23 protein-coding genes and 1 tRNA gene are annotated in these 23,782 nt (G+C 41.5%); 16 read left to right on the forward strand and 8 right to left on the reverse strand.

What is annotated here, in order from left to right; translation table 11 throughout:
* Window positions 1–22 precede the first annotated feature (22 nt).
* The 7 genes from AC6CHI_RS02030 to AC6CHI_RS02060 are packed head-to-tail and all read left to right on the forward strand — an operon-like array spanning window position 23 to window position 4,450.
* Entirely contained in the window at window positions 23–397 is a 375-nt protein-coding gene (locus AC6CHI_RS02030) for a DUF4845 domain-containing protein (RefSeq protein ID WP_498119216.1), read from the forward strand.
* Entirely contained in the window at window positions 369–1,061 is a 693-nt protein-coding gene (rnc, locus tag AC6CHI_RS02035) for a ribonuclease III (protein WP_458890713.1), read from the forward strand. Before AC6CHI_RS02030 ends, rnc begins: the two co-directional genes overlap by 29 nt.
* A 5-nt stretch (window positions 1,062–1,066) precedes the next feature.
* Window positions 1,067–2,095 carry a GTPase Era gene (gene era, locus AC6CHI_RS02040; protein WP_498119217.1) on the forward strand — a complete coding sequence of 343 codons (1,029 nt, stop codon included), beginning with the start codon at window positions 1,067–1,069 and terminating at the stop codon, window positions 2,093–2,095.
* 25 nt (window positions 2,096–2,120) lie between these two features.
* Window positions 2,121–2,315 carry an NF038104 family lipoprotein gene (locus AC6CHI_RS02045; protein WP_458890711.1) on the forward strand — a complete coding sequence of 65 codons (195 nt, stop codon included), beginning with the start codon at window positions 2,121–2,123 and terminating at the stop codon, window positions 2,313–2,315.
* A 9-nt stretch (window positions 2,316–2,324) separates the two neighbouring features.
* Window positions 2,325–3,035, forward strand: coding sequence for a DNA repair protein RecO (gene recO / locus AC6CHI_RS02050; RefSeq protein WP_498119218.1), 711 nt, complete (start codon window positions 2,325–2,327; stop codon window positions 3,033–3,035).
* A 13-nt stretch (window positions 3,036–3,048) separates the two neighbouring features.
* A complete protein-coding gene (gene pdxJ, locus AC6CHI_RS02055; protein ID WP_498119219.1) occupies window positions 3,049–3,774 on the forward strand; it encodes a pyridoxine 5'-phosphate synthase in 726 nt (241 codons plus the stop codon).
* A gap of 22 nt (window positions 3,775–3,796) precedes the next feature.
* Window positions 3,797–4,450 carry a MiaE family protein gene (locus AC6CHI_RS02060; protein ID WP_498119220.1) on the forward strand — a complete coding sequence of 218 codons (654 nt, stop codon included), beginning with the start codon at window positions 3,797–3,799 and terminating at the stop codon, window positions 4,448–4,450.
* A 182-nt stretch (window positions 4,451–4,632) separates the two neighbouring features.
* On the opposite strand, the gene AC6CHI_RS02065 is transcribed toward AC6CHI_RS02060, so the two are convergent.
* A tRNA-Asn gene (locus AC6CHI_RS02065) sits at window positions 4,633–4,708 on the reverse strand.
* Window positions 4,709–4,954: 246 nt separating this feature from the next.
* Between AC6CHI_RS02065 and AC6CHI_RS02070 the strand changes: the two genes are divergently transcribed.
* Window positions 4,955–5,401, forward strand: a complete 447-nt coding sequence (locus AC6CHI_RS02070) for a hypothetical protein (protein ID WP_498119221.1) — start codon at window positions 4,955–4,957, stop codon at window positions 5,399–5,401.
* A 43-nt stretch (window positions 5,402–5,444) separates the two neighbouring features.
* Here AC6CHI_RS02070 and AC6CHI_RS02075 read toward each other — a convergent pair whose 3' ends face one another.
* From AC6CHI_RS02075 to AC6CHI_RS02085, 3 genes are all read right to left on the reverse strand, one after another.
* Window positions 5,445–5,879, reverse strand: a complete 435-nt coding sequence (locus tag AC6CHI_RS02075) for a PaaI family thioesterase (protein ID WP_498119222.1) — start codon at window positions 5,877–5,879, stop codon at window positions 5,445–5,447.
* 96 nt (window positions 5,880–5,975) lie between these two features.
* The gene (locus AC6CHI_RS02080; RefSeq protein ID WP_498119223.1) at window positions 5,976–6,221 is read right to left on the reverse strand and encodes a hypothetical protein; all 246 of its coding nucleotides are present in this window, start codon (window positions 6,219–6,221) and stop codon (window positions 5,976–5,978) included.
* A 582-nt stretch (window positions 6,222–6,803) separates the two neighbouring features.
* Window positions 6,804–8,039 (reverse strand): pyridoxal phosphate-dependent aminotransferase, encoded by a 1,236-nt coding sequence (locus AC6CHI_RS02085; protein WP_458890704.1) that lies wholly within the window; start codon window positions 8,037–8,039, stop codon window positions 6,804–6,806.
* Between the two features lie 220 nt (window positions 8,040–8,259).
* Between AC6CHI_RS02085 and AC6CHI_RS02090 the strand changes: the two genes are divergently transcribed.
* On the forward strand, window positions 8,260–8,439 hold the full coding sequence (locus tag AC6CHI_RS02090; RefSeq protein WP_016166827.1) for a hypothetical protein: 180 nt from the start codon (window positions 8,260–8,262) through the stop codon (window positions 8,437–8,439).
* 38 nt (window positions 8,440–8,477) lie between these two features.
* Here AC6CHI_RS02090 and AC6CHI_RS02095 read toward each other — a convergent pair whose 3' ends face one another.
* Complete coding sequence (locus AC6CHI_RS02095; protein WP_498119224.1) at window positions 8,478–9,920, reverse strand: sensor domain-containing diguanylate cyclase; 1,443 nt, start codon at window positions 9,918–9,920, stop codon at window positions 8,478–8,480.
* Between the two features lie 178 nt (window positions 9,921–10,098).
* On the reverse strand, window positions 10,099–10,890 hold the full coding sequence (locus AC6CHI_RS02100) for an A1S_2505 family phage non-structural protein (RefSeq protein ID WP_498119225.1): 792 nt from the start codon (window positions 10,888–10,890) through the stop codon (window positions 10,099–10,101).
* A gap of 216 nt (window positions 10,891–11,106) precedes the next feature.
* Here AC6CHI_RS02100 and uvrB point away from each other — a divergent pair, with 216 nt between their 5' ends.
* The 7 genes from uvrB (at window position 11,107) to proB (ending at window position 20,732) form a co-directional block, all read left to right on the forward strand.
* A complete protein-coding gene (gene uvrB / locus AC6CHI_RS02105; protein ID WP_498119408.1) occupies window positions 11,107–13,152 on the forward strand; it encodes an excinuclease ABC subunit UvrB in 2,046 nt (681 codons plus the stop codon).
* Between the two features lie 121 nt (window positions 13,153–13,273).
* Complete coding sequence (locus AC6CHI_RS02110; RefSeq protein ID WP_498119226.1) at window positions 13,274–13,876, forward strand: lipocalin family protein; 603 nt, start codon at window positions 13,274–13,276, stop codon at window positions 13,874–13,876.
* 298 nt (window positions 13,877–14,174) lie between these two features.
* Window positions 14,175–15,110 carry an EamA family transporter RarD gene (rarD, locus tag AC6CHI_RS02115; protein ID WP_498119227.1) on the forward strand — a complete coding sequence of 312 codons (936 nt, stop codon included), beginning with the start codon at window positions 14,175–14,177 and terminating at the stop codon, window positions 15,108–15,110.
* 266 nt (window positions 15,111–15,376) lie between these two features.
* The gene (locus tag AC6CHI_RS02120) at window positions 15,377–16,834 is read left to right on the forward strand and encodes a glyceraldehyde-3-phosphate dehydrogenase (protein WP_458890699.1); all 1,458 of its coding nucleotides are present in this window, start codon (window positions 15,377–15,379) and stop codon (window positions 16,832–16,834) included.
* Window positions 16,835–17,704: 870 nt separating this feature from the next.
* Window positions 17,705–18,079 (forward strand): winged helix-turn-helix transcriptional regulator, encoded by a 375-nt coding sequence (locus AC6CHI_RS02125; protein ID WP_458890698.1) that lies wholly within the window; start codon window positions 17,705–17,707, stop codon window positions 18,077–18,079.
* Between the two features lie 268 nt (window positions 18,080–18,347).
* On the forward strand, window positions 18,348–19,565 hold the full coding sequence (gene cgtA / locus AC6CHI_RS02130) for an Obg family GTPase CgtA (RefSeq protein WP_498119228.1): 1,218 nt from the start codon (window positions 18,348–18,350) through the stop codon (window positions 19,563–19,565).
* 33 nt (window positions 19,566–19,598) lie between these two features.
* A complete protein-coding gene (gene proB, locus AC6CHI_RS02135; RefSeq protein ID WP_458890696.1) occupies window positions 19,599–20,732 on the forward strand; it encodes a glutamate 5-kinase in 1,134 nt (377 codons plus the stop codon).
* Between the two features lie 52 nt (window positions 20,733–20,784).
* On the opposite strand, the gene AC6CHI_RS02140 is transcribed toward proB, so the two are convergent.
* Window positions 20,785–21,381, reverse strand: a complete 597-nt coding sequence (locus AC6CHI_RS02140) for a phosphatase PAP2 family protein (RefSeq protein ID WP_498119229.1) — start codon at window positions 21,379–21,381, stop codon at window positions 20,785–20,787.
* A gap of 128 nt (window positions 21,382–21,509) precedes the next feature.
* Complete coding sequence (locus tag AC6CHI_RS02145) at window positions 21,510–23,705, reverse strand: TonB-dependent receptor family protein (RefSeq protein ID WP_498119230.1); 2,196 nt, start codon at window positions 23,703–23,705, stop codon at window positions 21,510–21,512.
* Window positions 23,706–23,782: the final 77 nt, after the last annotated feature.

Below are 23,782 nucleotides of genomic sequence, written 5' to 3' on the forward strand. Positions count from 1 at the left end.
TGACCAAAATGGAAAATAAAAAATGCGTCGAAATCAAAAAGGTGCGTCATATATTGGGTTTTTAATTGCAATTATTGGTTTTGCTTTTTTGGCAAAAGTTGCAATTGCAGTGTGGGCTCCCTATTGGGATGATCGAGTGATTGATACTCAGATTACTGAGTTAATGCAAAGTAGTCCGAAGGATATTAGCCCTGATAAATTTAATACTCAGATGGAGCAACGTCTGACTATGAATAATATCCGAGATGTAAATTTTAAAGAAATTGCACAGGTTACCAATACAGATGGTATACAAGTGAACAAGAGCTATGAGGTAAGAAAGCCTTTCTTACTGAATATTGATTTAGTGTTAAAGTTTGAGAAAAGTTTTGATCAAAGGTCAGTCCAAACTAAGTGATATTCGCTTGGCAAGTCGTATCGGTTATCAGTTTAAGCAAGCGGAATTACTCCAGCTTGCTTTAACACATCGATCGGTGAGCCATAAATATAATTACGAGCGCCTTGAATTTTTAGGTGATTCGTTATTAGGAATGATCATCGCCAACTATTTATATCATGCATATCCGCATGAAAATGAAGGCCGCTTAACTCGAATGCGAGCGACCTTGGTTCGACAAGAAGCATTGGGTAAAATTGCCAATGACTTGAAGCTCAGCACAAGTCTTATTTTAAGTACGGGTGAGTTGAAGTCTGGTGGTCACCATCGAGAATCAATATTAGCAGATACTGTAGAAGCGATTATTGGGGCAATTTATGTAGATTGTTCTGATTTAACGGTACTGCAGCGGATCGTGTTAAAATGGTATGAACCTTATTTGGATCATATCGAGCCAACAGATCAATTAAAAGATCCAAAATCGAGATTGCAGGAATATCTGCAAGCACGTAAAAAACCACTTCCGCTCTATGAGGTAGTGGATATTCAAGGGGATGCCCCGAACCAGCATTTCAAAGTGAATTGTACGGTTGAAGGCTTACCTTTATTTATGGGCGAAGGCTCAAGTCGTCGTTTCGCTGAACAAGCAGCAGCGGCGGAGATTTTAAAACTATTGGAGCAGTGAACTGCATGACCATGAATTCCGATCACAATGATGCTGATCACGAGTCGTCTACCGACAATAATGATTTAATTGGCCAGTTTTTTAGCGAACAAGGCACCACGATTCCTTCTGACTTCAGAAGTGGCTTTGTGGCGATTGTAGGCCGTCCAAACGTAGGTAAGTCGACGCTGATGAACCACTTGCTTGGGCAGAAACTTTCGATCACCTCGCGTAAGCCACAAACGACACGACATAAGATTGTTGGGATCGATTCTCGTGAAAAATCTCAAGCGGTATTTGTGGATACGCCTGGGATGCATAAAAAAGAAGTCCGTGCCATCAATAAGATGATGAACCGTGCTGCGCATTCTGCCTTACGTGATGTCAACTTGGTTTTATTTGTGGTTGATGCACAGAAGTGGACGCAAAACGATGAACTGGTTTTGGAAAAGCTTAAAAATGCCGAAATGCCAGTGATTCTAGTGATCAATAAACTAGATACCTTGGAAAATAAAAATCAGGCATTACCGCTTATTCAAGAGCGCGCAAAACTGATGAATTTTGCTGAAATTGTGCCAGTCTCTGCACTGCGCGGCGCGAATCTCGAGCATTTGCGCAATACAATTGAGCAGTATTTACCGTTCCAGCCGCCATTGTATTCACTGGATCAAATTACCGATCGTTCTGAGCGTTTCTTGGCTTCGGAAATTATCCGTGAAAAGATTATGCGTCAATTAGGTGAAGAGCTTCCATATGATTTAACTGTTCAAATTGAATCATTCCGTACGGAAGATGCTGTTCTGCATGAAAAAACGGGTAGATTAAAGCCGGCTTGTACTTATATTGATGCCACTATTTTCGTTGATCGTCTAGGGCAAAAGGCCATTGTGATTGGTGAGAAAGGTTCAAAGTTAAAGAAAATTGGTATGGATGCCCGTGCCGATATGGAAAAAATGTTTGAACAAAAAATCATGCTGACACTTTGGGTGAAAGTCAAAGGTGGCTGGTCGGATGATGAGCGTGCACTGAAAAGTCTTGGTTATAGTGATATCTAACTTGTAAGCAAATACGGGAATTGTAATGGTAAAACTATGCTTAATTGTAGCTTGTGTTGTTATGCTGCAAGGTTGTATACATAAGATTGTTACAGTTCCTGCGAAAATTGCTTATAAGACCACCAAGGGTGTGGTGAAAGGCACTGTTGCTGTGGTGGAGTTGGCGATTCCAGATGGTGATCATAAGGCTGAGGAAACACAGCAAAATCAACAGGATTGATGTTGATTTATGCGTAATGAAGTTTTACATGGCTATTTAATTCATCATCGAAAGTACCGTGAACGCAGTCATATTGTGCACTTGTATACTCAAGAATATGGCCGTGTTGATGGCATTCTTCGTCAGACACCACCACCGCAATATCAGCCATTGCGTATACAGGCAACTGGTAAATCTGAACTTAAAAACTTCAGTAAATTAGAAATTATGCATCATCCAATTTTCTTTTTTGGTGATGCATTTTTTTCAGGTTTTTATCTGAATGAAATCTTGTTACGTTTATGCCCTTTAGAAGTGGAGATGCCCGAGACATTTCGCCAATATGCATTGACGATTCAGCATTTACAGACGCTCAATACGCAAGATCATCCAACACTCTTTTTAAGGCAAATCCTGAGACAATTTGAGCATGCTTTGCTTGAGGAGTTGGGTTACCCGCTTGATTATACAGTAGATGCCAATCAGGCCCCAATTTGCCCTGAACAGCATTATACTTTTCAGCTCAATGATGGCTTTATTCCAACCTTAAAGGTTTCTGCATCTACTTTATCGGGCGAATTGATCCTCAGTATGCAGTACTATGAAAGGGGTAGGGATTTTAATGCCGAGCAATTACAATTATTATCAAAGTTGTATAGGCAAATGATTACCTCTTTGTTGGGCGATCGACCATTAAAAAGTCGCCAACTGTGGATTCAGAATACTCAATCTAAAACATGATTAGGAAAAAATTATGGCTGCTTTGCTTGGTGTAAATATTGACCATGTTGCAACATTGCGACAAGCACGTGGAACCAGTTATCCAGATCCAGTCAATGCTGCTTTAATTTGTGAGCAAGCTGGTGCGGAGGGTATTACACTGCATCTACGTGAAGACCGTCGTCATATTCAGGATGATGATGTGCGTCGTATGCGTCCGGTATTAAAAACGCGTATGAATTTGGAGCTTGCAGTTACCCCAGAAATGATTGCGTTTGCCAAAGAAATTCAACCACAGCATGTCTGTTTTGTACCTGAAAAACGTCAGGAAGTTACGACTGAAGGTGGATTAGATGTTGTGGGGCATTTTGAGGAAGTCAAAGCGGCAACTCAAGAACTCACGGCTATCGGTTGTGATGTGTCATTATTCATTGATGCTGATTTTGCGCAGATTGATGCTGCTGTAGCGTGTGGTGCGCCAACCATCGAAATTCACACAGGTGCATATGCTGATGCTGAAACAGCGGAAGCGCAGCTACATGAACTCGATCGAATCGTAAAAGCGGCACGTTATGCTGCGGAAAAAGGCTTGGTGGTGAATGCAGGACATGGCTTAAACCTTGAAAATGTTACACCGATTGCACAAATCCCAGAAATTCATGAATTAAATATTGGTCATTCTCTGATTGCGGATGCTGTTTTTGTCGGCTTGTCGCAAGCTGTGCAGCAAATGAAAGCTGTGATCAAAGCTGCGCGTTAAGACTCTGGGTTTAGCTTAAATTATGTCAACAATTGATTATGATGACTTGATGAAGCCCGTATTGGGCTTCTTAGGGTGTACGACGCCGCAAGCATGGTTAGATGCAGCATTAAACAATCTAGAAATTTTGATGCAAGATCATGCCAATTGTGAGAAAAAAGCTGCAGGTACAGCAATGAACCTGATGTTTCGTTATAGTTTTTTTACCGATTTACAAGTCAAATTGGCCCAATTGGTGCGTGAAGAAATGCTGCACTATGAGCAGGTACTTGAGTTTATGCAAAAGCGTGGACAAGAGTGGAACGGCTTAAGTGCGGGGCGTTATGCAGGTGGCTTGAGAAAAGAAATTCGAACCTATGAGCCAGAAGCTTTAATTGATGTGTTGGTGATAGGTGCATTTGTGGAGGCACGTTCATGTGAACGGTTCTATGCACTTGCTCCAATTGTGGATGAGGAATTAGGGCGTTATTACCGTTATTTGTTAAAGTCAGAATCCCGTCATTATGAAGACTATTTGGCTTTGGCTTTAGATGTGGCGAAAACCGCGAAATTGAAAGATCCAGAAGAGGATATTCAGCAGCGTATTGAGCATATCCGAGAAGTTGAAAAGGATCTCATTCTATCTCCTGATGATACCTTCCGCTTTCATAGTGGTGTGCCCATGCAGGTAGCTTAAATTGATTGAGGTGCTTAAGCAATTAAGCGCCTTTTTTATTGGCAGAAGAAGATCTGGGCGGATGATGCAAAAATTACCGACGAGGGGCGATAGAGGAGAGTGATGTGGTGTCTATAGGCGGCATGATGACTGAATTTTAGGCATAAAAAAAGCCCGCTTGATGCAGCGGGCTTTCTTGAATTTGGCTCTCCAACCTGGGCTCGAACCAGGGACCTGCGGATTAACAGTCCGTCGCTCTACCGACTGAGCTATTGGAGAATCTGAGTGCGATTATAAGCAGATTTTACCGCTGGTCAAGCCTTAAGATTATAAAAAAATGGTTTTTGGATTTGTCTGTTGTATATTTAAGCAAACAAATCAATTTAAAGAAAAAACTAAAGTTTTGGCTTGTGCTCCGTAAAAACGCTTGTTAGATTAATTAAAGAAAGTTGTTGAAGCAAAACTTCAACAGTGTGGATTTAAACCAACTTGCCAGCACTAAAATGGCTAAATCGGAGTAAGCGAATGAATACGCTCAGCATCCCTGAAATTTTTTCTCAATTTTCATATTATCAAGAAAACTATCTGAGCTTGCTTCAGCAACCAGAGCATTATTATACGCCTGTGGAAGGCGCACAGGTTTCGGTACGCCCATTTGCGACCGTACCATTATATCTTGGTGATTTACTACAGTTGTGGTTTTCTGAAAAATGGCTGGTTGAGTCTGCGCGTCAAAGCTGGATTGAGTCATATTTTTCTACCGAAACGGACACACAAGAACGTGTTTATGTATTTGCCTTAGAAGGACAGCTTTGGTCCAAACCTTTGCAAGCCCTAGCTTGGTCTCAGGCACAAAATGCAGTCTGTGAAATTCAGTTGGAACGTACCTTAAAATATTATTGCTATTACAAAGCGTTATCTACACCGCAGTTTAAAGTTGATCCTGCTCAGAAGTGCCTGCAAAAAGTCTAATTTTTTAAAAGGGCACAACACGTCAGTGAATTGTGCCCCGATTTTAAGGACGAATGATCATGCAAGTTGCTGTCGCATGTGCATATAGTTTCCCATCGGCATCAATGATTTTACCTTCTGAAATCCCTAAATTTTTACTCATATTGATTACAGTGCCAATCGCGATTAATTCTTTATTTTGTGGAATAGGACGGCACATTTTAATATTTAGCTCGATGGTGCCATAACCCACTCCAGTATCGAGCATGCTGTGAATTGCACAGCCTGTTACCGAATCTAATACTGTTGCGGCAAAGCCCCCATGTACACCGCCCAATGGATTCAAATGGCGTGCATCAGCTTTGGCCTTAAAGTGGATACTGCCCAAAGCAACCTGATAGGGTGACATAGGAATTGTTTCACTAATACTTGCCGCAGGGATTTGTCCTGCACACATCGCTTCGAGTAATTGTAATCCCGTCATTTCTTGAGTTTTCATTGATTTTCCCTTAATTAATAAGTTCTAAAAAGGAACTTGTTGGTTAAGATAATCTTTGCGGGAAAATGATGTCAAGAAAAGTTTGGAGATAATGCTTTAAGCATCTAACTCATAAATTTTGTCTAGGCTGTCCGCACTGGTTAAAATATTTAAGCAGATGCGTTCTCCGGTTGCCCATGTGGCTTGATCGGCGTGTAAATCTACATCAATGATATCTAAATCACGACAGAGAGTAAGTGCGCTTTCAATGACGATAAATTGTGGGGAGCGGGCTTTTAAGCATTTAGCAATGTAACGTTTAATATTCTGTTGTCGGTATACATCGATAATCTTATAGCGCATGATGAACTCATAGGCATTTAGCTAGGTGTGAGCGTATCTTAGAAGATCAAGCCACAACTGACTATTTAAAAAATGTTGCGAAATGTTTGATTCTTAAAAATAAACAAGCATTACATTTATTTATGCAGTGTAAATTGTGTTCTTACTGTAAGTGTCTTTCAATGGCATGAATTGAAAATAATGATACCCATCAAGCAAAAAGAGGGAAATAAAGCCATCAGGTTTTAATCAAGATAGCGGTGGAGCCAAATAAACAGTTATTGATTCCAGCAAATCAGTTAGAGATGTCTTAGGCGCTGCAAACAGTTTGGAAAATGCAGTTTAGTGGCCAGCAGTACAGTGGCGGTAATTAAAACATCTTGCTATAGATGAGTTATAGCGACATGTACAACACGAATAATTTGAGACGGAGTGGCCTATTGATGATAAGTCTGATCTGAATGGGCTAAGCAAGCAGCCAAATGCGGAAAGATACTGAGATCCATGTAATGTTGATGCTTACAAAAGAAAAGATAGAAAAATAGCTCACAAAAAAAAAGAGCCCAATGCTATTGAGCTCTTTTTTTTCAATAATCGACTCGATTATTGTGCTGCTTTTTCAGCTTCGATAGAAGCAATCGCAGCATCAACACCTTCGATTGAATCAGCCGCTTTTTTAATACGCGCTAAAGCATCGACCAGCACTTCATCCGCAGTTGCATAAGAAATACGCATGAAACCGCCAAGACCGAATGCATCACCAGGAACAACGGCAACACCAGTTTCTTCTAATAACCATTCAGAGAATTCTGTGCAAGATTTTAAACCTTTAGCACGAATCAATGGACGAATGTTGGCGTATGCATAGAATGCACCATCCGCAGGTAGGCATGAAATACCGTTGATTTCATTTAAGCCATTCACAACCAAGTCATGACGACGCTTAAATGCTTCGATCATTGGCTCAAGTACGTCTTGTGGGCCGTTCAATGCAGCTTCAGCAGCAACTTGCGAAATTGAAGTTGGGTTAGACGTAGATTGAGATTGGATTTTTTTCATTGCGCCAATGATTTTTGCAGGACCTGCTGCATAACCAATACGCCAGCCAGTCATTGCATAAGCTTTAGACACGCCATTAAGTACGATTACGCGGTCATATAAGTCTGGCGCAACAGTGGCGATGTTGTAGAACTCATCATCCCAACGGATTGGTTCATACATGTCATCAGAGGCAACAAATACTTGTGGGTGACGACGTAATACCTCAGCCAAAGCTTCTAATTCAGCTTTGGTGTAGATCATACCTGTTGGGTTCGATGGGCTGTTGAGTACCACTAAGCGAGTATTTTCAGTGATTGCCGCTTCTAATTGTTCAGGAGTGATTTTGAAACGTTGTTCTTCACCACATTTCACAATTACAGGTGTACCTTCTGCGATGATTACCATATCTGGATAGCTGACCCAGAAAGGTGCAGGGATAATGACTTCATCACCTTTGTTTAACAAAGCTAAAGCTAAGTTAAAGAATGATTGCTTACCACCACAAGAAACTAGAATTTGGTTTGCTTGGTAATCAAGGTTATTGTCACGTTTAAGTTTTGCAATAATTGCTTTTTTAAGGCCTGGCGTACCATCTACAGCGGTATATTTTGTGAAACCGTTGTTAATCGCAGCAATTGCTGCATCTTTGATGTGTTGCGGGGTGTCAAAATCTGGTTCACCAGCTCCCAAACCAATGACATTTTTACCAGCCGCTTTAAGTTCAGCAGCTTTGTTTGTCACAGCTAATGTTGGGGACGGTTTGATGGCATTTACACGATCAGATAGACGTACGTCCACGGCAGAATTCCTTCTTATGGGGGATAAAAAATAAAAAGCATATTATCTTAGCTCAAAAATAGTGACTGCGTCGTTTAAAATACAAGCAAATTCATAAAAAAGCATAAAATAAATATTTTTTGTCTCGAAAGCATACAAAAACAAGAGAGTCGTATGAAGTCACTCGCAACTGAGCGCAAAAAACCTTAAACTACTGTCAGATTTTATTTGAGTCATGGTCATGAGTAAGCAACAGCCTACGAATAAGCCATTGGTGAAACTCCCATTCCCAATGCCAGCTACTGATGAGCAATCGTCAGACTCAGCTGCCCATAATCAGGTGCGTCCTAAACCTGAGCAATATGCAGATCGAACTTGGATGCCTCCACGTGGTACACGTCGCTCCATGGGTAAACGTTAAAAAAGAAGTGCATATGCACTTCTTTTTTTGTCTAATATCTAGCGCGTTCGACGATCATTTTGCGCATAAAATTGTTGTTTCTGTTGATACATCATGTGATCCGCGCGTTTCAGCATGTCTTCAATCCGCTCGTGGGCTTTTACAGTTGCATATCCGATGGAAAGGCTAATCGGTTGACTGGCATGGAATTGGTTATCGACATGAATTAATTCTTGCAGACTGTGCAGGCAGTTGTGTAACGCGGCTTCATCCGCACCTGGCAGTAACACCACCAGCTCATCCCCCCCAATTCGGGAAGCAGAGTAGAGCGTATTTTGGATCAGCTGGTTTAAAATCCCTCCGATACGACGTAATAAACCATCACCTGCATCATGTCCTAAGCTGTCATTTACTTCTTTTAAGCCATTCATATCAAGAAAAATGCAAGAGGCAGGACGTAAAGGGCTACGTTCTAGGCGGTTCATTTCTTCGGTATAAAAGGAGCGGTTATACAGTTTGGTTAAGACGTCGTGCTTGCCCAGATACTCCAGATAGTTTTCTGCTTTTTTACGTGCAGTAATATCGGTAAGCGCAACCTGCACCATGCTCCAATCATGTTGGTAATCGGGGAAAACGGTAAATTGCAATAGCACATGTCGAATACTGCCATCGAGCGCATAATTGACTGCTTCACGTTGATGATGGATATTGCCATTCCATAATTCAAGCAATTGTTCACGGAAGGTTTGTACCATTTCTTTGGCAAATATTTTATGGACATTCTTTAGTAAAGTGTCTTTATCGGCTGCGCCAAATAAATCTAAGGTTGCCTGATTCACATCAATAATCACAATATCCTGAATACATTGCAAAATAAAATCATGATGTACATCTAAAAAGGTTTGGAAATCTCGAATTCCCATGTGTTTTAGCTGATCAAGACGGTATTTAATTCGACTGAAATCTTCCACCCATAATGACGTTGGGGAATATTTAAAGCGAGATTCAGCCAGCAAGCGGTTTTTTTCTTCCAGTCGGCAGGCGGTTTTGTAAGGGGTAATATCTTCAGTGGTAATTAAAAGCAGGGAAAGATCCTGTTCATGTCCTGGAATTATCGTACCGCGTAATTGAATATCTAAGCGTTGTCCTGAAATGGTGTAATTGACAGTACTACTGGAAAATTCAGTATCACCTGCCCATAAACTTAACAGTTCTTGAATATGAGTTTTTGCCATATCCTGTTTAAAGATCAGCTCAAGGTTTTGCTGTAAATGCTCAAGATCTTGTGCTTGAAAGAGTTGCAGGGTTTTTGCGTTGACTTTCAAAATTCTGATTTTACGAGCACATTCTAATACGCGAGATTCATCTTCCTGCAAGAATTGTTCAAGGTCTTGAATACCTTGCGCTCGCCATAGATCAAATTGCTTTTTGACTTCGCTGAAATCTTCTAGCCACATGGCGATGGGGGATAATTCAAAAATTGAGGAATCTAATAACTCCATGAATAGCTCGTATTTATTTTTAAGTGTGACTTAGTATAGGAGCTATTGTTTCAATTTTAAATCATGTGATAAATAAAAGTTTTAAAAGTAATTTTGTGCTTAATTTGGCATTAAATTTGCCTGAAAATGAGGTTGTCTACCAGTCGTGGTTGACAACCTCCAGTGCAGTGAGCTTGAGTTAGCGTGCCAGTTTGCGTGCTTTATTCTCTGCTTTAGGAGCTGCAATCTCACGTTGATGATTCCAGACATCCAAGAAATCCTGCTCATTGATGTTATACAGCTCAAGTAAAGCCAGTATCACGCCACCAATCACCATTCGGCTTTCTAGAGGCGAATCGATCCGGAAACCCTTTTCATCCAGACGATGCAGAATATCCTCAATCTCAAAAATGCGATCACGTCCATTACTGTCGGTAGGATACATCGGGGTATTTAAAATGATTTGCGCCAAGCTTTTTTCATTTTCTGCCAGATGCAGTTGTTCAATCACTTGATTTAGAGGCTCGGTCGGGAAAATCACAGGGTCTTGCAAGACTGCTTTTAAAAAAGCCTGACGCAGTTTGGGTAAGGGTTGTTCCACAAATGGGCGGAAAGAAATCGGGAAAATCACATTGTGTGAAATGCCTTTAAACATTGGGGCAATTTCTTCAACTTTATAACCAGCTACCCCACAGCCAACTGAGGTAATAAAATATTTGGTTTTGGGATGATGCTGGGTATAGATTTTGAAGTCATCAATATAGTGCTGAATTTGTGAAAGTGGCATTTGTTGTAAATGCTCGTTCATGGTGGGAATGGCATAACTTTGACCAGCCCAACCCCGTCCGGCACCTTTCATGGCACCAAAATGTAATAAAGCGATTTTGGCTGCACCACCCGCATGCGTACCCGCCATATTACTGCCAAAAACAAAAACGGTATCTTCTGGTAAGCTTTTGACGATGCTTTCGTCATGGTAATGGTAGCGCATAAGTTTGTTATCTAATCATCATTATTGCTTCATGTTGCAACTGAATAGCGTAAGGGTCAAGGGGCAAGCAATGCTTTTTTAGTAGAGGAGATTCGAGGGGGAATTTCTACCTGCTGCGAATTGGTTTTCATGCGCATAATTCTCACAATGGACTTGTTGCATGTTGTAAAACTGCCCCCATACTATAGGGGTCATATTGTGTCGAAGATGGAAACCATGCAAGAGCATCAAAAACCTGTGCAAGACAATCATCAGCCTTTTGAGTTGGTGACTCAGTTTCAACCTGCGGGGGATCAACCTCAGGCGATTGAGAAACTGGTGCAGGGCATCGAGCAAGGTTATCGCAATCAATTGCTTTTAGGCGTCACGGGGTCGGGTAAGACGTATACCATGGCCAATGTCATTGCGCAGACACAACGACCCACCATTATCATGGCGCATAACAAAACCCTGGCTGCCCAGCTTTATGGTGAGTTCAAGGCATTTTTCCCCAATAATGCGGTTGAGTATTTCGTGAGTTATTACGATTACTATCAACCTGAAGCTTATGTGCCATCTTCAGATACGTTTATTGAAAAAGACGCGGCGATTAATGATCACATTGACCAAATGCGTTTATCCGCCACGCGTGCCTTACTGGAACGTCGCGATGCGATTATTGTGGCCTCGGTCTCGGCCATTTATGGCTTGGGTGATCCGAATGCCTATATGAGTATGCTATTGCATATTGTTGCAGGGGATCGCATTAGCCGTGATGAAATTATTCGTCGTCTGGTGGAAATGCAATATAGCCGGAATGAATTGGAGTTTTTACGTGCGACCTATCGTATTCGTGGCGAAATTATTGATATTTTCCCTGCCGAATCAGATCAACATGCCATCCGGATTGAACTGTTTGATGATGAGGTGGATTCCATCCGCTGGTTTGATCCTTTAACTGGCAAAATGGTGCGTAAAGTCCCGCGTGTCACGATTTATCCCAAAAGCCATTACGTTACCCCAAAAGATAATTTGGAACGTGCGATTGGCACGATTCGGGAAGAACTAAAAGAGCGGTTGGTGTTTTTCCGTGAGCATGACAAATTATTGGAAGCACAGCGAATTGAACAGCGTACCCGCTACGATTTGGAAATGATGCAGCAGTTGGGCTACACCAACGGTATTGAAAACTATTCGCGGCATTTATCTGGACGTCCGGCAGGCGAAGCACCGCCGACCTTGTTTGATTATGTGCCGGATGACGCTCTATTGATTATTGATGAATCGCATGTGACCGTTCCACAGATTGGTGCTATGTATAAAGGTGACCGTTCGCGTAAAGAGAACTTGGTGAATTATGGTTTCCGTTTACCCAGTGCTTTAGATAACCGTCCCATGAAATTTGAAGAGTGGGAACGAATTGTTCCGAGCACGATTTATGTCAGTGCAACCCCAGCACGATATGAATTGGAAAAATCGGAACAAGTGGTCGAGCAGGTGGTCCGTCCAACAGGTTTGGTCGACCCTGAAATCGAAATCCGTCCGGTGCTGACCCAAGTCGATGATGTGCTGTCTGAAATTAATATTCGTAAGGAATTCAATGAGCGGGTATTGGTGACCACATTAACCAAACGTATGGCAGAAGATTTGACCTCTTATTTAAAAGAATATGGCGTGAAAGTCGCGTATTTGCATTCTGATATTGATACGGTAGAGCGAGTGAAGATTATTCATGAATTACGCTCAGGGATTCATGATGTCTTGGTGGGAATTAACTTGCTACGTGAAGGTTTGGATATGCCTGAAGTGTCTTTGGTCGCCATTCTGGATGCCGACAAAGAAGGCTTTTTACGCTCCGAACGCTCACTCATTCAAACCATCGGTCGTGCTGCACGTAACCTAAAAGGTAAAGCCATTCTCTATGCGGATCGGATTACAGATTCAATGCAAAAAGCCATGGATGAAACTGAGCGACGTCGTGCCAAACAAATCGAGTTTAACTTGCAACATGGCATTACCCCGCGAAGTGCCGTGCGCCAAGTGGTGAGAGAAATTGATACAGGTGAAGTGCTGACCGACGATCAGATTGATGCCAAGTTTGCAGAGCAGACTCAGGCACTTTCAGCAGATGAGCAACATCTTCTTGCGAATCCTAAACTGTTTGCGAAGCATATTGCCAAACTGGAAAAAGAGATGCTGAAAGCCTCTAAAGAATTACAGTTTGAACAAGCTGCTCGTTTACGAGATGAGATCCTGCGCTTAAAAGCACAGCTGTTACAATAGCTTGGGTAACTTTGCACTTCAAAATCATTACATAACGCTACAATACGCTGACCTAAAGCTCGTTATTTTTTAGAGACATGCTGTTTGATTGTGAATGAATCAAAACCTTTTAAGGAATGACATGATGAGTAAAAGTAATCTTCCTCAGGCAGGTTGGCGGATTGGAAAAATTGTATTGGGTGGGGCAATTCTAGTCGGTTTAGGAGCCGCTACATTGGCTTATGCACAAACGAAACCAATGCCAGTGGTTGAAAAGGTCGAGTTAGACCGTTATTTAGGGGTTTGGTATGAAATAGCACGCAAACCGATGTACTTTCAAAACAAATGTGCGCGTGACGTTTCAGCGACCTATACCTTAAATGAAAATGGCAATGTGAATGTAGATAATCGTTGTTATTCCAAAGAGGGCATTTTACAGCAGGCCATCGGAGAGGCTTTTGTGCAAAATCCTCCGTTTAACTCCAAGTTACAAGTCAGCTTCTTGCCGGAAGCCGTCCGTTGGTTGCCAGTGGCGCGCGGTGATTATTGGATTTTAAAACTGGATGATGATTATCAAACCGTTCTGGTGGGTGAGCCGCGTCGTAAATATATGTGGGTTCTTTCTCGAACTCCAGAAGCCAAACCTGAAGTATTGAATGAGTATTTAGATTATGCAAAAACGCTAGGCTATGATTTAAGCGACTTAATTCAAACCCCGCAGAGCAAGAAAGTTGAGAAGAAATAATACAGGCTGAATGTTATTGTATGACGGGTAACTGACCTTTTATCATGACCACCGAATAAAAATACCAGCCTGAGCGACTAAACTTGGCTGGGCAGCATGTGGTGAAAGATTGTCTGTAGTTGATTGGGTTTGGCGAATGAATGTCAACTTCTCGCTTTTTTTAAATGGCACATGACAATAGTTCTTACATACATGCAGTACTTTGAGTGTCTGGATTTACGTGAAAGTTATCTTTAATAATAAGTATTTTATTTCGCTTATCGTTATACTAAACGCGAAAAAATGATCGAGTAAAAAGATGTATAAGGGCGTAGCACTGTCGGTATTGGCATCTGTCACTTTTGGTGTGCTTTACGGCTATACAGAGTTTTTAAAACCGCTCGACAGTGAGCAAACATTTGCTTGGCGAATGCTGGCGACTTTACCTTTTTTAAGTATATTTATGTGGTGGTCGGGTGAGCTCACTCGAATTACTGAACTGTTTAAAAAAGTGCTCCAACAACCCCTTTATTTGCTTTGGTTGCTGATCAGTTCAATACTTTGTACTTCACAGTTATGGCTGTTCTTATGGGGGCCAATTAACGGACGAGGACTGGAAGTATCGCTGGGGTATTTTTTACTGCCGCTGGTGATGGTGTTGATCGGTTGTATTCTGCATAAGGAAAAACTGTCACGATGGCAGTTGCTGGCGGTGATTCTGGCAGCCCTCGGGGTCGCGCATGAGATTTGGCGGATTGGCAGTATTGCTTGGGAAACGCTATATGTCGCTTTAGCTTATCCTTTATATTTCTATTTACGTCGTCTGTTTCAATCTGATCACTTGGGTGGTTTTTGGTGGGATTTGTTTCTGATTCTGCCGATAGCGTTGTATTTGCTGTCAATTTCAAATGGCTTGAGCATTATTCCTCAATTTCCGCATCTGATTTGGGCAATTATCGGTTTAGGCTTTTTAAGTGCACTGGGCTTGGGAAGCTATATTTTGGCTAGCCGATATCTACCTTTCGTGCTGTTCGGTTTGCTCAGTTATTTGGAACCTGTGTTATTGGCAGCTGCTTCTGTGGCTTTGGGCGAACAGATTGCCCCCGATGAATGGCTCACCTATATCCCGATTTGGTGCGCAGTATTGGTTTTGGTACTTGAGGGGAGTTTGCATTTGTATAAACAACACAGACAGAAGCAGAGCTTGGTAAGAAATATAGAAAAAGTTGATGCGCGTTTAAAAGATCAGAATTAAGCAAAATTTTGGGGATAAAAATCTATCTTTATCCCCAAGGCACATCTATTGAGTTGGCGATTCAAGCCAATTCAAAAATCCGTATTTTTCGTCCAAAAAGTAAAATCACATCAAAAATTACAACTATTTTGTAAATTTATAATGAATATGTAGGAAAATAGCAGTGTCTGAACCAGCTTTTGATTCAATCTTGCTGACAATTCCTTTACAATTGTCGGGTTTTGAAATTTATGCCTAGATATACAATTTAATTAGAGGACGTATCTGTGAGCAAAGAGACTATTATCGCCCTACACGCAGAGCACCAAGGTCGCTGGAAAAACCGTGAAGAAATCGCGGAACAAATGATTGCTTTAATCGGTAAACTTTACCGTGAGCAAAACATCGTAACTTCAGTTTATGGTCGTTCTTTAGTTAACCGTTCGGTTATCCAGATCCTAAAAGCACACCGTCGTACACGTATGATGGACGTTGAGCTTTCTGTTGTGAATACTTACCCAATTCTTCAAGCATTGGCGAAAATTCAGAATATCGGTACAGCTGAAATTGATCTAGGTAAACTTGCTGTTGAATACAAAGCACAAGGTGGCGATGTTGATGCCTTTGTTGCGAGCGCGGTTAAATCAATCGAAGGTCGTGCGACTTCAGTTGAAGGTCGTGATGTGGTTCTTTACGGTTTTGGCCGTATTGGTCGTATCCTTGCACGTTTGATGATTGGTCAATCTGGTCTTGGTCGTGGTTTAAACCTCAAAGCGATCGTTGTTCGTAAATCTTCTGATGGTGATTTGGAAAAACGTGCGTCTTTATTACGCCGTGACTCGATCCATGGTCCATTCTCTGGCACGATTTCTGTAGATGAAGAAAACGAAGCAATTATTGCGAATGGTCAATTCATCAAAGTGATTTATGCATCAAATCCATCTGAAGTTGATTACACAGCTTATGGTATTGAAAATGCATTGGTAATTGACAATACAGGTAAATGGCGCGATTCAGAAGGTCTTGCACAACACCTTAAATGCCCAGGCGCTGCACGCGTAATTTTGACTGCACCTGGTAAAGGTGACATGAAGAACGTGGTATTTGGTGTTAACCAAGCAGACATTCTTGATGAAGATCAAATCATTTCTGCTGCAAGCTGTACAACGAATGCAATTACGCCAACCTTAAAAGTATTGCATGACAAATACACTGTGTTAAATGGTCACGTTGAAACAGTTCACTCGTTCACAAATGACCAGAACTTAATCGACAACTATCATAAAGCAGATCGTCGTGGTCGTGCGGCGACGTTGAACATGGTGATTACTGAAACTGGTGCGGCTAAAGCAGTTGCTAAAGCGCTTCCAGCACTTCAAGGTAAATTGACTGGTAACTCAGTGCGTGTTCCTACGCCAAACGTTTCACTTGCGATTCTTAACTTAACGTTAGATAAAGAAGTTGATCGTGAAGAAGTAAACGAATATATCCGTCAGATTTCTATCCATTCTAACCTTCAAGGTCAGATTGGTTTTACCAACTCAACTGAAGTTGTATCTTCTGACTTTATCGGTTCGCGTACTGCGGGTGTGTTTGATGCACAAGCAACAATCACTTCTGGTAACCGCTTAACTGCATACGTATGGTATGACAATGAAGTCGGTTATAGCTGCCAAGTGTTGCGTATTGCTGAACAAATGGGCGGCTTAAGCTATCCAAAAATTCCTGTAGAAACAAATGCATAATTTGTTTTTGTAAGTAAAAAAGAGCTTCAGTCATGAAGCTCTTTTTTTTACCTGAGGTTTAGAACTGCTTTTGAGTAAAAATAACAAGCATATTTATATTGAATTAAAAATATAACTGATGAATTTGGATTAATGTTTTAATTCCCACTAAGTGCATAGTATTCAAATTCATGCATGATGCTCTGCAAAATAAAGCATCAAAATGCTTGAGAGTATGGGGAGTTGTTTGAGGTTAACTTATCCCAGATTGATATCGATCGATAATTAAATTTACCCTGAAGTAGAAAGTACTTGGCTGATTTAAAGTTTCAGGTTGAAACACCGATACAGGTCTTGATTGATGATCAGCTCCTGATTCATATAAAACCACTGATGCCAGTAGAAACCACAACAGATTTGATTTATCAGCACCAATTGTTGCTTCGGTTTTCGCTTAAATGGAATCTTCCTATTAAGATGGAGGTGCCAGTTCATTTAAAAACGTGATTACACTATTCCAGTGCAGATTCGCGACGATGGATCTGTGTATTTCCAGTTGGATGAGCACATTCATTAATATGTCTTACATCATTTAGCAGCACAACTAAATTTAAATGACCCCATGAAAATGCAGCGCATACTCAGCTTTAATGCCACGATGTACAACGCTGTACGTGAGATTTTCGCAAACCTGAAGATGAACCTGCATTTGCCGCTACGCAATATTCATCCTTAAAGCATAAATAGATGTACGACGTTAAGCTGGTGATAGAGTGAGATGTGAATGTTCATTTTAGATCGAGAAAAGCTATTCTTGCTGGCTAAAGATTAATCTGTTAGCTTACCAAATGAAAGTACATAGAATAATAGTAAGCAGAGTTAGGGGAATACATGAGTACATATGCAACCAGTAAAATATTAGGGCAAGTGTTATCTACGGAGTGCCCATCCCGCGAAATTTTAGAACATCTTTCGAGTAAATGGTCATTATTGGTGTTGCATTGCCTAAGTGGAGGGGTACATCGTTTTAGCGAACTTAAAGTCAAGATTGAGGGGATTAGTGAAAAAATGCTTTCACAAACTTTAAAAAGCTTAGAGCAAGATGGTTTTATCCTACGCACGGTTTATCCGATCGTACCACCCAAAGTGGAATATCAACTGACGATTTTAGGTGCGCAAGTCGCTGAAAAAGTAGGTGATTTAATTGCTTGGATTGAGCGTACCCTTCCTGAAATTTTGGAACAGAAACCAAAAATTGCGAATTGAGTGAAGTAAGTGGGAGGGGAGAATAATTGCAGACCCTGATCAATCTTTCTTTTTAAGCTTGAATCTCTCCTCGGGTAAGGCTGATTTAGAGCGGAAGACGTTAATAATCTTTATTTGCGCCCAAGCAAAAAATGAAAAATAAGAATGAAAATAGGCTGTTAAATCTCAATAATGAGCAAAATTAATATTTAGTTGAATAATTCTATTCGAGAAATGCTTTAAAATGTGGCAGAATAAGCGGTTTTAAAGATTTTAGAGGATTGGCAGTATGCGCTTTGTTGATGAAGCAGTCATTACCGTAGAGGCTGGCGACGGTGGCAATGGCGTAGCCAGTTTTCGCCGTGAAAAATTTGTACCCTTTGGTGGGCCAGATGGTGGTGACGGTGGTCGTGGTGGCAGCATTTATATTCAAGCCGATGACGATACGAGCACATTGGTAGATTATCGTTATACCCGTAAATTCCGTGCAGAACGTGGTAAAAACGGTTCAGGCGCAAACTGTGCTGGTCGTGGCGGTGAATCCGTTATTTTAAAAGTTCCTGTGGGCACCACAATTGTCGATACCGATTCTGGCGACATTATTGCAGATTTGGTCGAAGATGGTCAGCAAGTGATGGTTGCTAAAGGTGGTGATGGTGGTTTGGGTAACACGCACTTCAAATCTTCAACCAACCGTACGCCACGTAAATGTACACATGGTTTTAAAGGCGAATTCCGTGAAATTCGTTTAGAACTTAAAGTGTTGGCGGATGTAGGTTTGTTGGGTATGCCGAATGCGGGTAAATCAACCTTTATTCGTGCCGTTTCAGCCGCAAAACCAAAAGTTGCAGACTATCCATTCACAACCATGGTTCCAAACTTGGGCGTAGTCGATGCTGACCGTCATCGTTCATTCGTAATGGCGGATATTCCTGGTTTGATCGAAGGTGCAGCAGAAGGTGCGGGTTTAGGTATCCGTTTCTTAAAGCACTTGGCGCGTACTCGTATTTTATTGCACATTGTCGATGTACAGCCAATTGATGGTTCTGACCCTGCGTATAATGCCAAAGCCATTATGAAAGAGTTGAAGAAATTCTCTCCAACTTTGGCGAAACTCCCAGTGGTCTTGGTGTTGAACAAATTGGATCAACTTGAAGATGAAACCAGTGAAGAATGGTGTAACCACATTCTTGAAGAATTGGATTGGAAAGGTCCAGTATTCAAAACTTCAGGTTTATTAGCAGAAGGCACGAAACCTGTTGTGTATTACCTCATGGATCAAATTGAACGACAACGTGAACGCGAAGTTGAAGATCCTGAATACGCTGCAGAGGTGAAAGCATTCCGTGAACAGTTAGAAGCTGAAACACGTGAACAAACCATTGCCGCGAAAGAAGCTTATCGTGAAATGCGTCGTCAACAGCGTCTTGCTGGTCTGTTGGGCGATGATGACGAAGACGATGATGATGGCGACGATGGCGAAATGGAAGTGTATTACGTTCGCTAATTTCCAAGCGAACAACATGTAACTGAGGACAAGATGATAGAAGTGGTAGATGGGCAACGTCAGCTCAAGGCTTTAAAACGTATCGTTGTTAAAATCGGATCATCTTTACTCACAGCAAATGGGCAAGGTTTAGATTTAGAGGCAATTTCGCATTGGGCGAAACAAATCGCGGATCTACACCAAGCAGGGCATGAAATTATCCTTGTTTCGTCTGGTGCTGTGGCTGAAGGTATGGTTCGAATGAAGCTAGAGCATCGACCCACCGATCTACCCAGTCTTCAGGCATGTGCTGCCATTGGTCAAATGGGCTTAATCCATACTTGGTCTAGCGTATTAGAGCAACATAGCATTCAAACCGCTCAAGTGTTGTTAACGCATGATGATCTTGCAGATCGTCGTCGTTACCTAAACTCATGTGATGCATTGCAAAACCTCATCGACTGGCGTGTGATTCCTGTCATTAATGAGAATGACACGGTATCGACCGATGAAATTCGTTTTGGTGACAATGACACGCTTGCTGCAATGGTGGCGGGACAAGTCCATGCGGATTTGTTGATTATCCTGACCGATCAGCAGGGCATGTTTGATTCTGACCCACGTTCTAATCCAAATGCAAAACTGTTCCATACCGTGCGTGCTTTAGATGAAAGCCTGTTTGATATGGCAGGTGGCGGTGGTAAGTTTGGTCGTGGTGGTATGCTGACCAAAGTTCGCGCAGCGCGTTTGGCGGCTAAATCAGGTTGTCCAACTTTAATTGCCAGTGGTGAAAGTGATCATGTACTTGCGCGCTTAATGGCGGGTGAAATGCTGGGCACTTTATTCATCACGGATAATGATCGTATTACAGCCCATCAGCAATGGTTGGCAGCACACTTACAAACCGCAGGCCGTTTGATTTTAGATGATGGTGCAGTGAAAGCCATCAAAGAAAATCATCGTAGTTTGTTGCCTGTAGGTGTGAAAGCGGTAGAAGGTCATTTTGACCGTGGTGATGTTGTCGAGTGTGTTGATCCATCCGGCTACCGTGTAGCGGTTGGACGTGTGAATTTTAGCTCTCGTTCAGCGGAACTGGTCAAGGGCTTGGCTTCCGACAAGGTTTATCAAGTTCTTGGTGAAGCCCGTTCACTGGAAATGATTCATCGTGATCATATGGCAATTTACTAACTGATTTTATAAATCCCGCTTAAGAGCGGGATTTTTTTATATTTATACAGATTTATTTAATATAGCCTCTTTGAATCAGTGGCTTAAATACATAGAAATGCAAAGTCAGCACCCATTGCATGATTTTCTCTTTATATTGGTTCCAAAGGGTTAAGCCAAAATAATTCAATATAAACGCCAGTATAAATGCACCAAGCATATCCAATGGGAAATGCACACCGAGATAGACGCGTGACCAAGCCACCAACCAAGCCATCGGCAAGAGGAATACACTCAATTTCCGTTGTGCCGAAAATAAGTATGAAAAAGCGATGCTGCTAAAAATCAGCATATGATCGCTCGGGAACGAGCCATTCGGTGCGTGGTAGATCAGTGTGCGTCCAACGTCCATCATAAAGGGTCGTGGGTGATAAAAAGCATGGGAAATACACTGACTAATTAAAAGGGCTATACTGGTAAAAATAAAGGCCTTTAAGATTTGTTTTTTAGTTTCATAATTCCCGCGTAACCAGAACCATGCGAAAAGTGCAATCATGCAATACAGTAGGTCATTGGCAATAAAAATAGCGAAATTGATGCTACTGTTGCTGGCATCAGGAGAGGCATTAATCAGAGAAAAAAGCGTGAGATTGAGTTCTGAAAGAGACATGAAGGCGTATTAGGTATACAAAGTGCATAAAGTGTAATAATTCTGTCATCTTGTTGAAATAAAAAAAGACCACAGAATTGTAGTCTTTTTTTAGGCAAAGATTGTTATGTGCTTAAGTAAACTTCATTTTAGAAATCAAACGAAGTTTGTAGGTAAAACGTACGTGGTTGTCCAACATATTTACCGCCTGTGGCATCTGACGAGCGAGTAAAATATTGCTTATCAAATACATTCTTCACACCACCAGCAATTTTTAAACCATGGAATTGCTGACCAAAGTCGTAAGCGGTACGCGCAGCAAAAGTGGAGTAGCCTGGAATATCTCCGTATTTACCATCGGCCGATTCTACAGTTTGATAAATCCCCGATTCTTGGTTGCCTGGTGAATGTTGTTTTGATTGCGCAAACATATCGGCATTGACTGTCCATTGATCGACTTTATAGCCTAAACCCACATTGGCAGTATGGCGTGAATAGAATGGGAGGTCTTTGTCTTTAAAATTACCTGCTTCAGCTACGGCTTTGGTAAATGTATAGTTGCTATAGACTTTTAGTCCTTCAAGTGCATCTATGAGGTAGCCAAAATCATAGGCAAGACCTAATTCGACACCTTTATGGCTCGTTGCTCCAAGGTCTGTCCAGATGCCATTATTCTGTGCATCGCGTTCTAGAATTAATTCTTTTTCAAAGTCCAAATAGAAAGCAGTCAATTCGGCATTAAGACCATTACCTAAATATTTAGTGCCAATTTCATAGTTATTAGACTTTTCTGGATGTAAGCCATCGGTCGTGCTTTGTGCCACGCCACCTTCTAAGCGAGCCAATTGATTGTATTGCTGAGGTCCAAAGGACACACCCGCATTGGCGAAAATATTCCAGTTGTCAGTGGCTTTATACATGACAGATAAGCTTGGTAAAAACTCATCTGAATCAATTTTAGGTGAAACTGTATTCACGTACTTGCCTTGGTTGTAGGCAGTAAAATTATTATGTGTTTCGATGGATTCAAAGCGTAAGCCTGGGGTGATGACCCAGTTGCCTAAATCAAAACGGTTATCGACATAAATAGCATGAGCTTTGGTGCCACCTTCACTTGATGTGCGGGCTTTAATTTTAGGAACGGCTGCATTAGAAGCATAGTTGGAAGATCGTCCTGCATACTCAGAACTATCTTCTTCTAAATAGCGATAACCAACAGTAAATTCGTTATTGGTATTACCGAGTTGGTAAGCACGGGAAAAGCGGGGTTCAATCGCAAAGACTTGATACTCTCGTGGCGAAATATCCATGCGCTTAGTCGTGGTACTGAGGTCAGTTTCTAAATTACTAGTACGGAATGAGTCAATATAATAAGTGAGTAATTCAAAATTATTTTGCTGATCTTGATGGGTGTAGCGCAAAGACACATCCGAGCGACGACCCGCAAAATAATTGCGGGACTGATTAGATTGGTAAGGATTTTCTGCATATTGAGCCGCAGTTAAGCCTTCCGGCATTTCACCTCGACCTTCGTAATGATGCAGATTTAAAGCAATCGCATCAGCATCAGTCAATTGATAAGCCGTTTTTAACATGACATCGTCAATGTCGGTTTGGTTATTGGCTTCGCGATAACCATTACCTTTGGTGCCTGAATACAGTAGTGCAAGACCTAAGCCATTATCCAAAGTCCCACCAACAAATAAACTTGGACTCAGTTTGGTTTGATCGGTACCCGATGCATATTCGGTAGTAAGACTCACATTACCTGCAAAATCTTGTGGAATAGCGCGTGTTGCAAAATTAATAATACCCCCTACGTTTTGTGGCCCAAAGCGTACAGAACCTGCACCACGAACTACGTCAACAGATTCGATATTGCCCAATGAAACTGGGGCAAGTGAAAGCTGCGGTTGACCATAAGGTGCAACGGATAGCGGTACACCATCAAGGAGTACCGTTGAACGTGGCGATAAGCGCGAAGTTAAACCACGCACGCCAATATTAAGTGATACGTCACTTCCACCAGTGCCGTTGTTTTCTTGAACTTGCACACCTGGAACTTGTTTGAGCGCATCTTTAATGGATGTTGCAGCAACTTCATCTAAGCGTTTACGATCAATAATGGTTCGTGCCCCAGCATGTTTTTGTACTTTTTCGGCATTGGCATTTTCTAGCCAGTTACCTTGTGCTTGAAGCTTAATGGTTTGTAAAGTACTGAGAGAAGCGTCCTCTGCATTTGCTGCAAAAGCAGTTTGAGTTACAACACAAGTCAGTACAAATTGAACCGCTAAAGTTAAAGGTGAGAGTTTATTTGGAGCAGACTGGATTAAGTGATTTGGCATACAGGGGATAGGATTTAAAATTTGCCGGTATCTTATAGGGAGAATTAATTTATTTGAATAATAATGGTTATCATTAA

Source organism: Acinetobacter sp. GQ146, assembly GCF_059758585.1.

Excerpts from the sequence above, each read along its gene's own strand:
- era (WP_498119217.1), top strand. The coding sequence starts at position 1,067 with ATGACCATGAATTCCGATCACAATGATGCTGATCACGAGTCGTCTACC.
- uvrB (WP_498119408.1), top strand. The coding sequence starts at position 11,107 with ATGCAAGAGCATCAAAAACCTGTGCAAGACAATCATCAGCCTTTTGAG.
- AC6CHI_RS02060 (WP_498119220.1), top strand. The coding sequence starts at position 3,797 with ATGTCAACAATTGATTATGATGACTTGATGAAGCCCGTATTGGGCTTC.
- AC6CHI_RS02140 (WP_498119229.1), bottom strand. The coding sequence starts at position 21,381 with ATGTCTCTTTCAGAACTCAATCTCACGCTTTTTTCTCTGATTAATGCC.
- AC6CHI_RS02125 (WP_458890698.1), top strand. The coding sequence starts at position 17,705 with ATGAGTACATATGCAACCAGTAAAATATTAGGGCAAGTGTTATCTACG.
- AC6CHI_RS02070 (WP_498119221.1), top strand. The coding sequence starts at position 4,955 with ATGAATACGCTCAGCATCCCTGAAATTTTTTCTCAATTTTCATATTAT.
- AC6CHI_RS02145 (WP_498119230.1), bottom strand. The coding sequence starts at position 23,705 with ATGCCAAATCACTTAATCCAGTCTGCTCCAAATAAACTCTCACCTTTA.
- proB (WP_458890696.1), top strand. The coding sequence starts at position 19,599 with ATGATAGAAGTGGTAGATGGGCAACGTCAGCTCAAGGCTTTAAAACGT.
- AC6CHI_RS02045 (WP_458890711.1), top strand. The coding sequence starts at position 2,121 with ATGGTAAAACTATGCTTAATTGTAGCTTGTGTTGTTATGCTGCAAGGT.
- AC6CHI_RS02110 (WP_498119226.1), top strand. The coding sequence starts at position 13,274 with ATGATGAGTAAAAGTAATCTTCCTCAGGCAGGTTGGCGGATTGGAAAA.
- AC6CHI_RS02090 (WP_016166827.1), top strand. The coding sequence starts at position 8,260 with ATGAGTAAGCAACAGCCTACGAATAAGCCATTGGTGAAACTCCCATTC.
- pdxJ (WP_498119219.1), top strand. The coding sequence starts at position 3,049 with ATGGCTGCTTTGCTTGGTGTAAATATTGACCATGTTGCAACATTGCGA.
- recO (WP_498119218.1), top strand. The coding sequence starts at position 2,325 with ATGCGTAATGAAGTTTTACATGGCTATTTAATTCATCATCGAAAGTAC.
- cgtA (WP_498119228.1), top strand. The coding sequence starts at position 18,348 with ATGCGCTTTGTTGATGAAGCAGTCATTACCGTAGAGGCTGGCGACGGT.
- AC6CHI_RS02095 (WP_498119224.1), bottom strand. The coding sequence starts at position 9,920 with ATGGAGTTATTAGATTCCTCAATTTTTGAATTATCCCCCATCGCCATG.
- AC6CHI_RS02080 (WP_498119223.1), bottom strand. The coding sequence starts at position 6,221 with ATGCGCTATAAGATTATCGATGTATACCGACAACAGAATATTAAACGT.
- AC6CHI_RS02030 (WP_498119216.1), top strand. The coding sequence starts at position 23 with ATGCGTCGAAATCAAAAAGGTGCGTCATATATTGGGTTTTTAATTGCA.
- rarD (WP_498119227.1), top strand. The coding sequence starts at position 14,175 with ATGTATAAGGGCGTAGCACTGTCGGTATTGGCATCTGTCACTTTTGGT.
- AC6CHI_RS02075 (WP_498119222.1), bottom strand. The coding sequence starts at position 5,879 with ATGAAAACTCAAGAAATGACGGGATTACAATTACTCGAAGCGATGTGT.
- AC6CHI_RS02100 (WP_498119225.1), bottom strand. The coding sequence starts at position 10,890 with ATGCGCTACCATTACCATGACGAAAGCATCGTCAAAAGCTTACCAGAA.